Annotated in this window: 13 protein-coding genes; 2 read left to right on the top strand and 11 right to left on the bottom strand. The window is 32.8% G+C overall.

Annotated elements, in window-relative coordinates; translation table 11 throughout:
- Positions 1-96: 96 nt before the first annotated feature.
- The 9 genes from hisF to PQ462_RS11670 all read right to left on the bottom strand — a co-directional run bounded on the left by hisF (position 97) and on the right by PQ462_RS11670 (position 9,462).
- Positions 97-852: an imidazole glycerol phosphate synthase subunit HisF gene (gene hisF / locus PQ462_RS11710; RefSeq protein WP_274253643.1), complete on the bottom strand. Its 756-nt coding sequence runs from the start codon at positions 850-852 to the stop codon at positions 97-99.
- A gap of 106 nt (positions 853-958) precedes the next feature.
- Entirely contained in the window at positions 959-1,684 is a 726-nt protein-coding gene (hisA, locus tag PQ462_RS11705) for a 1-(5-phosphoribosyl)-5-[(5-phosphoribosylamino)methylideneamino]imidazole-4-carboxamide isomerase (protein ID WP_274253642.1), read from the bottom strand.
- 99 nt (positions 1,685-1,783) lie between these two features.
- Positions 1,784-2,365, bottom strand: coding sequence for an imidazole glycerol phosphate synthase subunit HisH (hisH, locus tag PQ462_RS11700; RefSeq protein ID WP_274253641.1), 582 nt, complete (start codon positions 2,363-2,365; stop codon positions 1,784-1,786).
- 87 nt (positions 2,366-2,452) lie between these two features.
- A complete protein-coding gene (gene hisB / locus PQ462_RS11695; RefSeq protein ID WP_274253640.1) occupies positions 2,453-3,589 on the bottom strand; it encodes a bifunctional histidinol-phosphatase/imidazoleglycerol-phosphate dehydratase HisB in 1,137 nt (378 codons plus the stop codon).
- 95 nt (positions 3,590-3,684) lie between these two features.
- Positions 3,685-4,731 carry a histidinol-phosphate transaminase gene (gene hisC / locus PQ462_RS11690; RefSeq protein ID WP_274253639.1) on the bottom strand — a complete coding sequence of 349 codons (1,047 nt, stop codon included), beginning with the start codon at positions 4,729-4,731 and terminating at the stop codon, positions 3,685-3,687.
- A gap of 84 nt (positions 4,732-4,815) precedes the next feature.
- The gene (gene hisD, locus PQ462_RS11685; protein WP_274253638.1) at positions 4,816-6,099 is read right to left on the bottom strand and encodes a histidinol dehydrogenase; all 1,284 of its coding nucleotides are present in this window, start codon (positions 6,097-6,099) and stop codon (positions 4,816-4,818) included.
- A 127-nt stretch (positions 6,100-6,226) separates the two neighbouring features.
- A complete protein-coding gene (hisG, locus tag PQ462_RS11680; protein ID WP_274253637.1) occupies positions 6,227-7,084 on the bottom strand; it encodes an ATP phosphoribosyltransferase in 858 nt (285 codons plus the stop codon).
- A gap of 309 nt (positions 7,085-7,393) precedes the next feature.
- Entirely contained in the window at positions 7,394-8,794 is a 1,401-nt protein-coding gene (locus PQ462_RS11675) for a sensor histidine kinase (RefSeq protein ID WP_274253636.1), read from the bottom strand.
- A 5-nt stretch (positions 8,795-8,799) separates the two neighbouring features.
- Positions 8,800-9,462 carry a response regulator transcription factor gene (locus PQ462_RS11670; RefSeq protein ID WP_012024939.1) on the bottom strand — a complete coding sequence of 221 codons (663 nt, stop codon included), beginning with the start codon at positions 9,460-9,462 and terminating at the stop codon, positions 8,800-8,802.
- Between the two features lie 202 nt (positions 9,463-9,664).
- Here PQ462_RS11670 and PQ462_RS11665 point away from each other — a divergent pair, with 202 nt between their 5' ends.
- Positions 9,665-11,803 (top strand): alkaline phosphatase family protein, encoded by a 2,139-nt coding sequence (locus PQ462_RS11665; RefSeq protein ID WP_274253635.1) that lies wholly within the window; start codon positions 9,665-9,667, stop codon positions 11,801-11,803.
- A 91-nt stretch (positions 11,804-11,894) separates the two neighbouring features.
- Here the strand turns inward: PQ462_RS11665 and PQ462_RS11660 are convergent, their stop codons facing one another.
- Positions 11,895-12,893, bottom strand: a complete 999-nt coding sequence (locus PQ462_RS11660; protein ID WP_274253633.1) for a zinc dependent phospholipase C family protein — start codon at positions 12,891-12,893, stop codon at positions 11,895-11,897.
- Between the two features lie 175 nt (positions 12,894-13,068).
- Here PQ462_RS11660 and PQ462_RS11655 point away from each other — a divergent pair, with 175 nt between their 5' ends.
- Positions 13,069-14,019, top strand: coding sequence for a hypothetical protein (locus tag PQ462_RS11655; RefSeq protein WP_274253632.1), 951 nt, complete (start codon positions 13,069-13,071; stop codon positions 14,017-14,019).
- A gap of 2 nt (positions 14,020-14,021) precedes the next feature.
- Here the strand turns inward: PQ462_RS11655 and PQ462_RS11650 are convergent, their stop codons facing one another.
- The gene (locus PQ462_RS11650) at positions 14,022-14,987 is read right to left on the bottom strand and encodes a YeiH family protein (protein WP_274253631.1); all 966 of its coding nucleotides are present in this window, start codon (positions 14,985-14,987) and stop codon (positions 14,022-14,024) included.
- Positions 14,988-15,044 lie beyond the last annotated feature (57 nt).

Here is a 15,044-nt window from a genome sequence, read left to right as displayed (position 1 = left end):
CGAAAGTCTTAAAGTTAAAACTAAATTCGAGCTTCTATATTATTTACTATTGTTGTTTTAAATTTGAATCTTGCATCTTTCTTCTTGACTTTATTTTTAAAGCCTAACTTCAATTCCGTTGCTTCTAAGTTCTTGTTTTAAAGCTTTTATCTCTATTTCTTTAAAGTGAAAAACACTTGCTGCCAAAGCCGCGTCTGCTTTTCCTTCTTTAAACGAATCTACGAAATGCTGTATGTTTCCAGCGCCTCCCGAAGCGATTATCGGAATATTTACTAATTCTGAAAGTTTAGCCAAAGCTTCGTTTGCAAAACCATTTTTAGTTCCGTCGTTATCCATCGAAGTAAAAAGGATTTCTCCTGCTCCTCGTTCTGCCACTTCAACAGCCCAATCGAATAAATTCAATTCAGTCGGAACTTTCCCGCCGACTAAATGCACAATCCATTGTCCGTCGATTTGTTTAGCATCAATTGCTACAACAACACATTGGCTTCCAAACTTCTGAGCCAAATCATTGATTAACTGCGGATTTTTTACTGCCGATGAATTAATAGAAACTTTATCGGCTCCATTATTCAGCAGAATATCAACGTCTTCAACAGATGAAATCCCACCGCCAACAGTAAATGGAATGTTGATTTTTTCTGCCACACTTCGCACCATATTTACCAGCGTTTTTCGTCTTTCCTCAGTTGCCGAAATATCCAGAAAAACCAATTCGTCTGCACCTTCTCTCGAATAAATTTCCGCCAATTCTACAGGATCTCCCGCATCACGCAAGTCAACGAAATTAACACCTTTTACAGTTCTTCCGTTTTTTATATCTAAGCAGGGTATTATTCTTTTTGCTAACATGTTTTTAATGTGTCAATTTTTAATGTGCCAATTAGAAAATTAGATAATTTTTGACGTTGCGCTCAAATTATCTAATTTTCTAATTGGCACATTATCTAATTAATTCTCATTTTCTAATTATAAAATCCTCTAACTGTTTCAAGCTAATTCTCCCTTCGTAAATTGCTTTTCCTATAATCGTTCCTTCACAGCCTAATTCGGCTAATTTTGGCAATTCGTCAAAAGTAGAAATTCCGCCAGAAGCGATTAGTTTTACACCTTTTGCTTCTGCTAAAATTTTACTGTACAAATCAAAACTTGGGCCTTGCAGCATTCCGTCTTTGGCAATATCGGTGCAAATAACGTACTGAATTCCTTTATTTTGATAATCCTGAATAAACGGAACTAAATCTTCATTTGATTCTTCTAACCAGCCAGAAACCGCAATTTTTTCATCTTTTGCATCAGCTCCCAAAATAATTTTTTCTGAACCGTATTCTGAAATCCATTTTTCAAAAATTTCTCTGTTTTTAACCGCAATACTTCCGCCGGTAATTTGGTTTGCACCGCTTTCAAAAGCAATTCTCAAATCGTCATCCGACTTTAATCCGCCTCCAAAATCAATTTTTAAGCTCGTTTGCGTTGCAATTTGTTCTAATATCTTATAATTGACAATCTTGCTTGATTTTGCACCGTCAAGATCAACTAAATGCAAATATTCAATTCCGTGCGCTTCAAATGATTTTGCCACTTCCAGCGGATTTTCATTATAAATTATTTTGGTATCATAATCACCTTTGGACAAACGAACGCATTTTCCTTCAATGATATCTATGGCTGGTATTATTCTCATTTTATTTTAGTCTTAAAGTTTGAAAGTCTAAAGTTTTAAAGTCTTTTTGATTCTCAAAAATTGATATTTTGATTGATTTTTGATATTGAAATTGAAATTTTACATTTTTAAAAAATTACCTAGAATCTTTTCTCCAACATCACCGCTCTTTTCTGGGTGAAACTGAGTTCCATAAAAATTATCTTTTTGTAATGCCGATGCGTATTCTACGTCGTAATTTGTTGTTGCGATAGATTCAGCACAATTTGGAGCGTAAAAACTATGAACCAGATACATGAACTCATTTTCAGAAATTCCTTTAAACAAATCGGTTTTTAAATCATAAATCTGATTCCATCCCATTTGCGGCACTTTTACGTTGTTTGAAAATTTCACAACATCAACATCAAAAATCCCTAAACCTTCTGTATTTCCTTCTTCCGATTTATTGCACATTAACTGCATTCCGAGACATATTCCTAAAACAGGCTGTTTCAATTGCGGAATTAAACTGTCTAAACCGCTTTCACGAAGTTTTGCCATAGCCGAACTCGCCTCACCTACACCAGGAAAAATCACTTTATCTGCCAATTTAATTTCGTCTGGATTATTACTCAAAACCGCCTTAAAACCCAGTCTTTCAATAGCAAACATAATGCTCTGAATATTTCCTGCTCCGTAATTTATAATTACTATTTTCATTTAATTTTTTGTTTCAGGTTTCAAGTTTCATGTTTCAAGTTACTCCACTGAACTTGAAACATGAAACCTGAAACAATTTTAAACTTCTTAAAGCATTCCTTTCGTAGAAGGCAAAATCATTTTTTCGGTATCTCTTTTTACGGCTACTTTTATCGCTTTTGCAAAAGCTTTAAAGATCGCTTCAATTTTGTGATGTTCGTTTATTCCTTCTGCTTTAATATTTAAATTCGCTTTTGCGCCGTCTGTAAATGATTTAAAGAAGTGATAGAACATTTCTGTCGGCATTTTACCAACCATTTCGCGTTTAAATTCGGTTTCCCAAATTAGCCAGTTTCTTCCTCCAAAATCAATTGCTGCCTGTGCTAAACAATCGTCCATTGGAAGACAGAATCCGTAACGTTCGATTCCTAGTTTATTTCCTAACGCTTTCGCGAAAACTTCTCCTAAAGCAATTGCCGTATCTTCAATTGTATGGTGCTCATCGACTTCTAAATCGCCTTTTACAGTAATTTCTAAGTCCATTTGTCCGTGACGTGAGATTTGATCCAACATATGGTCAAAAAACGCAATTCCGGTGTCGATTTTGCTTTTCCCAGTTCCGTCAAGGTTTAAGTTGATATAAATATCGGTTTCATTGGTTTTACGAGTAATCGAAGCTGAACGTGCCTCTAATTTCAAGAACTCGTAAATTCTTTTCCAATCTATCGTCTGCAAAGCAATCGTATCGTTTAATTCTTCTCGTTTTGATGAAATTTCATTGCTTCCAATTCCATCAGTCATATTCATGAAAATGGCTTTTGCTCCTAGATTTTTAGCCAATTCAACATCAGTTAAACGATCACCTAAAACAAAAGAATTTACTAAATCATATTCCGGATTATTCAGATATTTTGTCAGCATTCCCGTTCTTGGTTTGCGTGTTGGCGCATTTTCTTCTGGAAAAGTTCTGTCAACAAAAATTTCATCAAAAACAACACCTTCGTTTTCAAAGGCTTTAAGGATAAAATTCTGAGTTGGCCAAAACGTATCTTCTGGAAAACTATCCGTTCCTAATCCGTCCTGATTGGTTACCATTGCCAGTTCGTAATCTAGTTCAGCGGCAATTTTAGCCAGATATTGAAAAGCTTTTGGATAAAATTCCAGTTTATCTAAACTGTCTAATTGGTAATTTTCAGGTTCTAAAACAATCGTTCCGTCACGATCGATAAAAAGTACTTTTTTCATATATTTTATTTTTGCCCACTGATTTTACGGATTAAACTGATTTCAAATTTTTATAAAATCTGTTCGAACTGTGTAATCTGTGGTCTATATTTTAATTACAACAATTTCAATTCTCTAATTACAACAGCATTTTCTTCTTTTGTTCCAATTGTAAAACGAAGACAATTTTCACATAAAGGCTGTGTTGTTCTGTTACGAATAACGATTCCTTTTTCGATTAATTGATTGTATCTTTTATTAGCATCATCCACTTTTGCTAAGATAAAATTAGCTTCTGTTGGGTATACTTTTTCAACAAAACTTACTTCAAGTAAAACTTTAAGCAATTCTTCTCTTTGCTCAATAATTGAAGCTATTTCTTGCTTAATTTTATCTGAATCTTTTAAACGCTCTTTCGCTCTTTGCTGCGTTAATTCGTTTACATTATAAGGCGGTTTAATTTTATTTAAAACCGAGATTACAGCCTCTGATGCATAACAAATCCCTAAACGAATTCCTGCTAAACCGTAAGCCTTGGAAAGCGTTTGTGTGATGACTAAATTTGGATATTCATCGATTTCTGTCAGCCAGCTTTCCTTTTCTGAAAAGTCAATATACGCTTCGTCAATAACCACTAAACCTTTGAAGTTTTGAAGCAGTTTCACCACACTTTCATCAGAAAATGAATTTCCTGTTGGATTGTTTGGCGAACATAAAAAGATAATTTTGGTATTTTCGTCAACTGCTTTTAAAATCTTTTCAACTTGTGGCTGAAAATCAGTTGTCAGCAAAACTTCTCTGTTTTCTACCGCATTGATATTTGCTAAAACACCATACATACCGTAAGTTGGCGGCAATGAAATGATATTGTCTTTATTTGGTTCGCAAAAAGCTCTGAAAAGTAAATCTAAAACTTCATCGCTTCCGTTTCCTAATAAAATCTGACTTTGTTTTGTGTTATTGTTTTTAGCCAAAATCGCTTTAACTGAGTTTTGCTGCGGATCCGGGTAACGGTTTACACCATTTTGAAACGGATTTTCATTTGCATCCAGAAAAATCATTTCGGCTGTATCAAAATCTTCAAATTCATCTCTTGCTGAAGAATATGGTTTTAAAGATTTTACGTTTTCTCTTGTTATTGTATTTATATCGAACGTATTCATTGCTTTATTTTTTTAAGAAGCAAGAATTAAGAAGAAAGACTTTAAAAAATCTTAACTCTTGCTTCTTTCTTCTTCCTTTGTCTTTTACTCTAAACTCTTTAATCTTAACGTCACAGCATTTTTATGCGCTTGCAGCCCTTCGGCCTCAGCCATAGCTTCGATTGCTTTTCCGATGTTTTGAATTCCTTTTTCAGAAATTTTCTGGAATGTCATTGATTTCATAAAACTATCCAGATTTACACCGCTGTAATTCTTAGCGTAACCATTGGTTGGTAAAGTATGATTGGTTCCTGAAGCGTAATCTCCGGCACTTTCAGGCGTATAATTTCCAATAAAAACAGAACCCGCGTTTACAATTCCGTTACAGTAAAAATCATCGTATTGAGAGCAGATTATAAAGTGTTCCGGACCGTATTCGTTAATTAAATCTAAAGCTCTCTGATCATTTTCTACATAAATTAGTTTTGAATTTTCGATTGCTTTCTCTGCAATAGCTTTTCTTGGAAGAACTTCCAGCTGTGACTGAACTTCTTTTTCAACTTCGGCAATCAATTTTTTTGAAGTCGAAACCAAAATTACCTGACTGTCTGTTCCGTGTTCTGCCTGAGAAAGTAAATCAGAAGCTACAAAAGCCGGAACTGCGGTATCATCGGCTACAATTAATAATTCTGAAGGTCCGGCCGGCATATCAATTGCTACTCCAAATTGTGTCGCTAATTGTTTGGCAACGGTTACAAACTGATTACCAGGTCCAAAAATTTTATACACTTTTGGAATAGATTGTGTACCAAAGGTCATTCCGGCAATTGCCTGAATTCCTCCTGCTTTTATAATTTTAGTTACACCGCATAAATTAGCAGCATATAAAATTGCCGGATTAATTTTTCCTTTTTTATCTGGCGGTGAACATAATACTATTTCTTTACAACCTGCAATCTCTGCTGGAACTGCCAGCATCAAAACTGTTGAAAATAAAGGTGCTGTACCGCCCGGAATATATAATCCAATTTTTTGAATTGGTCTTTTTTCCTGCCAGCAGTTTACGCCTTCAATAGTTTCAACGTCAATTCTATTTGTTTTTTGAGCGCTGTGAAATTTATAAATATTGTCTTTTGCTAATTGAATTGATTCTTTCAAATCATTTGGAATCATTTCAATTGCTTCTTGTATTTCTTCCTTTGTAACTTCGTAGCTGTCTAAAGCAATTCCATCAAAAATTGAGGTATATTTTGCTACCGCTTCGTCTCCCTTTTTCTGGATTTCTTTGAAGATTTCTTTTACGGTTACTTCAATATCGTCTATTGTCTGGGTTGGTCTTTTTAATATTTCAGACCAAGTATCTGGTTTTGGATTGTCTATTTTATTCATTTTCTTAAGCTTTAAGCTTTAAGCTGTGGGCTTTAGGCTTTATTAACGTTGTGTTTATTTTTTTCTTAAGGAGCAGACTTTTGAAAAGCCTAAAGCTTAAAGCCTACTGCCTAAAGCGGGCGAAGCCCTAAAGAACCATTTTCTCAATTGGGCATACTAAAATTCCTTCTGCTCCCACTTCTTTTAATTTATCGATTACATCCCAAAAGGTATCTTTATCAATTACCGAGTGTACACTGCTCCAGCCTTCCTGTGCTAATGGCAGAACGGTTAAACTTCTTAAAACCGGAAGGATTTTTCCAACTGCGTCAATTTTGTCATTTGGAACGTTCATCAAAATGTATTTTGAATTTCTGGCTCTTAAAACCGACTGGATTCTGAATTTTAAGGTATCAATGTGTTTTTGGATTTCTGGAGAAACTTTTGGCGAAACGGCTAAAACGGCTTCACTTTTCAGGATAACTTCAACTTCTTTTAAATTGTTTTTGAATAAAGTGCTTCCGCTTGAAACAATATCTACAATAGCATCTGCAAGGCCTATATTTGGCGCAATTTCTACAGAGCCTGAAATTTGGTGAATATCAACCTTTAAACCAAATGAATTAAAGTATTCATTTACGGTATTTGGGTAAGAAGTTGCGATTCTAAGACCTGCTAAATCCTGAATTGATTTGTAATCAAAAGTTTTAGGAACCGCTACAGAAACTTTACATTTTGAGAATCCCAATCGCTGTACAACTTCGATATTTTTTCCTTTTTCTACTAAAAGATTATCGCCTACAATGGCTAAATCTACTACACCGTCAATCAAATACTGAGGAATATCTGAATTTCTTAAATACAAAACTTCAAGAGGAAAGTTTGAAGCTTCTGCTTTTAACTGGTCGATTCCGTTATTGATTGAAATACCGCAGTCTTTAAGGATTTGGATACTGTCTTCGTTTAAACGACCTGATTTTTGAATTGCAATTTTTAAAGTACTCATTTTTTTAGTTGTTGTTTGATTAATAGTTTGAGTACAAAGAATTGGTATAAAAAAACCCGTTTGATGTACTCAAACGGGTTTTAAAATATGATGATTTACACACATACCATTAACACATCGCTTGAGAGCAATAATGTAAATGATGATGATGTAATTGATTTGAAATCATTGTTTGGTTTGTTTTATAATTCTTTGATTCGGTTGCAAATATACTAGTTAATTTCATAAAAAAGCAATTTTTAATATAACTTAACGATAGTTTATTGTTAAAAAAAAGCTGAAGCGCAGTTTCTATTATAAATTTTCAATTTACGATATCGTTTTCATTTCTTCTTTAAAACCCAAGATTACAGTTGTGCCGACTCCTATTTTACTTTCTATTTTAAATTGAATATCAAGCTGTTCTGTAATTCTTTTTACGATAGACAAACCTAAACCAACTCCTTTTATTTCAGGATGATCTGTATAATTTGATCTAAAAAAAGGATTAAAAATCATTTCAAGATCACCTTTTGCAATTCCTATTCCGTTATCTGAAATTCTGCAGATTGTTCTGTCTCCTTCTTTAGAAAGGAAAACAGAAACTTCTCCTCCATCTTTCGTGTATTTAAGTGAGTTTGAAATTATATTTCTTAAAATTGTTATGATCAGAAAATTATCTGAATAGGTATAATAATCCTGGCCGGCATCAAATTTTACTTTGAGTTTTTTGCTGTTTATTTTCTCTGAATTCAAAGTTAAAACATCTAAAATTACAGCGTTTAAATAAACGTTTTCTGCATTTATCTGATGCTTTTGATTTTCAAAACGAGCCATTGTTAAGAGCTGATCTACAAGCATATTTAAATGGTCGACTTCGTTTATGCAATAATTAATTTTATCTTCGTATTCCCTGCTGTCTCTGGGTTTACGAATAAGCACTTCAAGTGTTCCTTTAATTACTGTTAGTGGCGTTCTTAACTCGTGCGAGGCGTCAGATGTAAATTGTTTTTCGCGCTCAATTGCGTCTTCAATTCTGTTTAATAAATTATTTATTGTTTTAGAAAGTGTGTATAATTCGTCTCTGGTTTTAGGCAGCGGAATTCTTGTTTTTAGATTATCTTTTGTAATAATATTCGAAGTCTGAATAATATCATTTATGGGTTTTATGCTTCTTCCGGCAAAGAATCTGGCAAGAAAAAATAAAATCAATAAAATAATGGGAAATGTAACCAACAAGGTATCCATTAGATTATCTAATACTTTTGAAGAATCTGACAAAGACATCGCAATAATCAAATAGCCTATTTTTTTTGAATGTAAATGAAGGGGTACTTGTATCTGGCGAATTTTATTTCCTAATAATTTAGTATCAAAAAGCTGAAAGTGATCTTTGTTATTATGAAAAACGAGTTTCTCATTTTTTAAATTAGGAGATTTTTCAATGATTTTTTTATTTAAATCTAAAAACTGAACAAATACAGGATTTACATCAACAGAGTTGTGTTCTCTTTCCTCCCATTCTTCTGCATCCATTAAAATTACAACGCCGTTCTCAACTTTAATTTCTTTTAAGTGGTCCTGAACCTCTATATTAAGATTTTCATCTATATGATTGTAAACGGTAAGTTTTACAATAAAATAAATAGCCGAAAAAACTGCCAGGACCAAAAGCCCTGTTCCTACGATATAATTTAATGCAATTCTATTTTTAAAAGATAATAGTTTCATCTTGCTTAATCATTGGCGATATAACCAATGCCCCGAATAGTTTTAATGTAATCTTCTTCAATTTTAAGGTTCAGTTTTTTACGAATCGCATTCATAAAAACATCAATTACTCCGGTATCATATTCAAAATTAATATCCCAGACATCTTTTAAGATTTCGTTTCGGGTACAGACTTTGCCTTTTTTTCTAATTAAATACGTCAGTAATTCAAATTCTCTTTGTGTTAGATTGATTTCTTCGTCATTTTTTAAAACGATATGCTTAGAAAGATCAACTGTAATGTTGCCGAGCGTAAGTATTTCATCTGTAGCTTTATTTCTAAAATGAATTTTGACTCTTTCTACCAATTCTTCAAAACTAAATGGCTTTTTTATATAGTCATTTGCTCCCGCACGCAGTCCTTCAATGGTTTCCTGAACGGTGTCTTTTGCGGTTAAAAAAATAATGGGTGTTTTTTTATCCTTAATTCTTATGGCTTTGCACAAATCGAGCCCGTTAATTTTTGGCAGCATCCAATCTAATAAAATCAAATCAAATGTGTGATTTTGTGTTAACTCAAAACCTTTAGATCCATCATTGGCGGTCGTAATCTGGTATCCTTCTTCACGAAGTCCCTGTTCTAAAAACTGAACAATTCCAAGCTCATCTTCAACAATTAAAATATGCATGTTAAACTTTGATTCAAGGTTAATTTATTTTTACGTTTTTCAAAGATAGCCATTTTACAGGTCAAAAAAACTTTAAAACCATGAGAGTAATATCTGAATTGTTATCTTAAGCAAAAATTAAGTTTAGGCTAAGCAAGGTAAAAGCATAACTTCATCTAATGTTAATTAATCGGATCTAATTTTGTAAAAAATAATTAACGATATGATTTTTTACAAAAAACTGTCTCCATTTTACAATCTTGCAATCTTCTATTTCTCAATTAGTTTAGTATTGCGACTTGTATTACTGTTTCATCCTATAACACAAAGTTCTTTTACTGCTTTAGAAAGTTTTAAAATTTTTACTTTAGGATTAGTATCAGATTTTTTTGTTTTTATAATAGCCGGAATTTTTCTTTGGCTGTATCTTATTTTTGTTTCTAATTCAAAATACAACAAACCTTCGGGGTATATTATTTTAGGATTATTGACAGCATTGTTTCTGTATGTTGCTTCGGGCAAAAGTATTTTTGACGAATATGGAGGCGCACTGCCAAGAATTATTCTAATTTTTATTGGAATAAAAACAGCTCTGTTTGCTTTATTTCTTTTTTTACCAAAGTGGAAAAACAAAATACGTTTCTGGCTTTTTATTTTTGTAATTTTTCTATACGTCTTATTGATTCTTCAAAACGGATTGAGTGAATTTTTCTTTTGGAATGAATTTGGTGTAAAATACAATTTCATTGCTGTTAATTATCTTATTTACACAAATGAGGTAATTGGAAACATCATGCAGTCATATCCTGTAGTCCCTATATTTTCAGCTTTATTTTTAATAAGCGGCACAGTAACTTATTTTATTGTAAAAAGATCTTCAGATTACATTAATGATATTCCAACGTTTCCTCAAAAAATCAAAATTTCTGCTGTATATTTAGGTTTGTTTTTAGCAGCGCTTTATGCAATTCCAAATTTGGCTAAAACCGAAAATTCTAAAAATGTATTTGTAAACGAACTGCAGTCAAATGGCTTGTACAAGTTTTACCTGGCTTTTCAGAATAATAAACTGGATTATTTTAAATTCTACAAAACAATGCCGAATCAGGAAGCTTTTGCTATTTTAAAAGAACAATTTCCTGATATATGCGGAAAAATTTCTACTCAAAAAATTGCCAGCGATTCTGCAGAAACTCGTAAAAATGTAGTTTTAATTACAGTTGAAAGCTTAAGTGCTGATTTTATGAAGGCTTACGGAAATAAAGAAAATGTAACACCGTTTCTGGATAGTTTGGCACAAAAAAGCATGCAGTTTACTAATTTATATGCCGCAGGAAACAGAACTGTTCGCGGACTTGAAGCTGTAACATTGTGTATTCCTCCAACGGCTGGTGAAAGTGTTGTAAAACGAGAAGACAATAAAAACAAATTTTCTACAGGAGCAATATTTAAGCAAAAGGGTTATAATGTAAAATTTATGTACGGCGGCGATGCTTTTTTTGATAATATGCAGGATTTTTATTCTGGAAATGGTTATGAAATTGTCGATAAATCCAGCTTTTCTCCAAACGAAATAACCTTTTCTAATGTATGGGGTGTTTGTGATGAAGATATGTACAACAAAGCTATTAAGATTATGAATGATGAGGCAAAACAAAATAAGCCTTTCTTCAATCATATCATGACGGTAAGTAATCACAGGCCTTTTACATATCCTAACAATAAAATTGATATTCCGGGTGATATTAAATCGCGTGAAGGCGGTGTAAAATATACTGATTACGCTCTTAAAAGATTTTTTGATATGGCAGGCAGACAGCCTTGGTTTAATAATACGGTTTTTGTAATTGTTGCTGATCATTGTGCTTCGAGCGCTGGTAAAACAGAACTTCCGCTGGACAAATACAGAATTCCGGCTCTTATTTATACACCAAATAAAAAGCCTGAAAAGTATAATAAATTAATGTCGCAGATTGATATCATGCCAACGCTTTTTGGAATTTTACATTTTGATTATAACAGTAAGTTTTTTGGACAGGATGTTTTAAAACCAAATTATAAGCCTCGTGCTTTTATTGCTACTTATCAGGATTTGGGTTTAATAAAGGATGATGTTTTAACGATTTTATCTCCAAAACAGCAAATCAAACAGTTTCAGTTAAAACAAACTAAAATTGATCCATCTGCTGAATATCAGATTTATTACGACGAAATTCCATTAAAATCTAAGAAATCAACTTTAGTAGACGAAACTATTTCTTATTATCAATCAGCTTCATATTTATTGAAAGAGAAAGAATATCAGTTTAAAGACTTAAGTTCAATCTCTCAAAAAGGTAAATTATATGCAAAGGTTCGTTAATTCATAAAAACAACAATCAAAAAAGCCTCAAATTCAAATGAATTTGAGGCTTTTTTTTTAAAGTTTAATTTTCAAAACTGAAAACTCTTTCTTAGTCGTTTTGATTTTTCATTCCGAATAAATCTCCTTTTTTATACAGTATTAAATCATCTTGTAAAGATTGATAATTTCTTTGTGTAACAGCTGGCGCATCTAAATCGCTTAAATCTGGTTTTCCTGCATTTACCCAGGCAGTATACCAAAAACTTGCCGTTGCAGTAATAGCTTTTCTCATTTGAGTCTCTACCATTCCATTTAATTGTTCGTGCAATTTTTTAGCATATTCATCAGAGAAAACAGCTGTGTTGTATTTGCTTTTCAACACTTTACCTTCTGCATCTAATTTAAACACTTTGTCCTGCGGAGTTGCAGTTCTCAGGCTTTTATCAATATCTAATAAAGGCTGTGCAAAACTGTGTGTATCGTTAATCATGTCCCAGATTGCTTTATGAACATCTGTATAATATTGTGCCTCAGGAACGTTTAATTTGTAATTTTTAACGAATAATTCAGGAAGTCTGCTTTCCCAAAGAGAGTGAATTCCTTTTTGATCTGTTAACTGTCCGTCGTGATTTGCTGATGTATGCAATGGCATATGCGCATCACCCACATAATGACCTAAATCTGCTGCAAGAAATAAAATTTCAGCTCTGTTTTTTTCCTTAAAAGCTTTAGTCAGCTTTGTCATCATGTCTTCGATGTACCAAGGCAGGATTCCATTATCGCTTAAAAATTTAGCATCATATTTTTGTTTTGCTTCTTCCAGTGTCTGCGGATAAGTGTCTGCTGCACCAAAGTTTTCCATATCAAAATAGTGTCTGGGACCTTCTTCTTTATAATTTAAAGCATATTTTCGGATATCCGGAACCGAAGCTTCTTGTGTAATAAAATCAATGTGATTGTAGAAAAATATTTGCAATTGTTTTGGTAAAGCCATTACAGCTGCTTTATTAATACGTTCATGGCCTACATTTCCCCATGATAGCATAAAAAAGCCAATAATTAAAGCGCCGAAAGCGATTAATTTTGGTCTCATTTGGATTTTTTTCATTTGTAAATTTTATTTGAGGGAGCAAATTTAGCTTTAATTAAAGAAAACGCAAAGAATAGTATTAATAAGATTCTGCTAATTTAACATTTTTAATTTTTGAGCCTTGAAAGTGATATAAGTTCATATTAACAATCAATTTCTTTATATATTTGTTTCATTATCTAAACACAATATTATGCGCCTTTTAATTTTAAATTTCTTTTTGTTTTTGAATGTTTTTTGTTTTGCTCAAGATGTTGATATTCAACCCAAAAATATTAGCGATACTATTTTAAACCCAAAAAGAATACTAAAAATTGCTGATCCGCTTGACGGCGTAAAAACAATGCAGAAACTTTTCCCTGGAAAACTATACAATCTTGCCGATAAAAATACTTTTATAAGCTGGAAATGTAAATCTTGTAAACCTTCACCTTTTTTGGATGTAAATGGTGTCGAAGGAGATCAGTTATTTCCTTATACACAAGGCGTTGCAACCAGGCTTCTTGCTAATATAGATTACTCAGATTCAAAAGGAAATCAATTCAAAATATTAGCTTTTAATCATTCTGTTCATGATGAAGACGGTCTGCAAACCGGACGCTTTTCAGGCGGACTGCTTAGCCTCGCTAAATTTGCCAAAAATGGAAGTTCGTGGGAAATGAGATCTTTTCAACCTGCTGTTGCTGCTTTTGGTGCTTTTGCACAATGCCCTACTCCTAAATTGGTTGAAATTGGTGAAGATCAATTTGCCTTTACATTGGTACATGCAAATGGCGGTGCAGGCGGTGCGTATGAAGGTTATCTTTATCTTGTTGCAGGTTTAGATGGTAAATACCAGCCTATTTTAGAAGCTGATAAATACCAGTTAACCAATTCTTCCTTCATCTCATGGTCAGGATCTTATACAGTTGTAAACGATAATACTAAAAAACATTTTAGAGATATAATTATTAAAACTAAAGGATCTTATAACAAAACAGCAAGAGCCGAAGATGATTTTGATGTTGATTTTCCTGCGGAAATAGCAGAAATGGCAAAAACAAAAAAAGCATTTAGTTTTGAGATCGAAAGACGATTTTCATTTAAAGGAAAATTCTATAAAATGATAGATAAACCTATTGTAAAATTTTCAAACGTAAAATAAATCTAACTCAGGTAAATAATTGCTGTTAAACTTAAGCCGGCAATAAATATCCATAAAAATATTCCCTGCAATAAAGGCTTTATACCTACTGATTTTAAAGTATTTATATTTAGAGTTGCACCAATTAAAAACAGTGTTATTGTTAAACCTATTTTAGCTAAAGTTACAATGCCTGGCGCAATAACAGAAATTTGCGGCACATAAGAATTTAAAAGCATTGCTAAAACAAACAAGCCGATAAAATATGGAACTTTTATTTTGCTGTTTTTGTTTTTAAAAATTACAGCTGTTAAAAGAGAAATAGGAATAATCCATAAAGCTCTTGCAAGCTTTACTGTTGTTGCAATCTGTAAAGCTTCGGCTCCGTATTTATTTGCCGCTCCAACAACAGAACTTGTATCGTGAATAGCGATTGCACACCATAAACCGAAATCTTTTTGTGATAAATCAAGCTGATGCCCAATAAACGGGAAAACAAATAATGCAATTGAATTTAGAATAAAAATAACTCCCAAAGCAATTGAAGTTTGATTTTCATTTGATTTTATAACGGGAGAAATCGCTGCAATGGCACTTCCGCCGCAAATTGCAGTTCCGCAGGAAATTAAGTGTGATGTTTTTCTCTCTGTTTTAAGCCATTTCCCAAGAAGCAAACCAAAAATTATGGTGCTGAAAATAGAAAAAACTGTCAATACAAATCCTTCTTTTCCTGCTGATAATGCACTCGATGCGTTCATTCCAAAACCCAGACCGACTACTGAAAACTGTAATAACAAAGTTATGGCTTTGTGATTGAATTCTATAAATGGATTTCCAAAAACATTCACAATGATAACTCCAAGTAATAGTGCTACTGGAGGCGAAATAATCGAAAACAGACACAAAAGAACAATTGCTGCAAAAATGATCTGCTGTAAATAATGATTAATTTCAAATAGTTGTGATGCGGATTGTTGTTTTGTTTTCAAAATAGGATAATTGATAATTACCCTGCAAAGTTCCGACGATTAAATGATAATCGCCAA

This window comes from Flavobacterium sp. KACC 22758 (assembly GCF_028736135.1).
GTDB classification, from domain to species: Bacteria; Bacteroidota; Bacteroidia; order Flavobacteriales; family Flavobacteriaceae; genus Flavobacterium; species Flavobacterium johnsoniae.
Note: the sequence above shows the minus strand (reverse complement) of the source record. Positions and strands in the feature narration are given on the sequence as shown.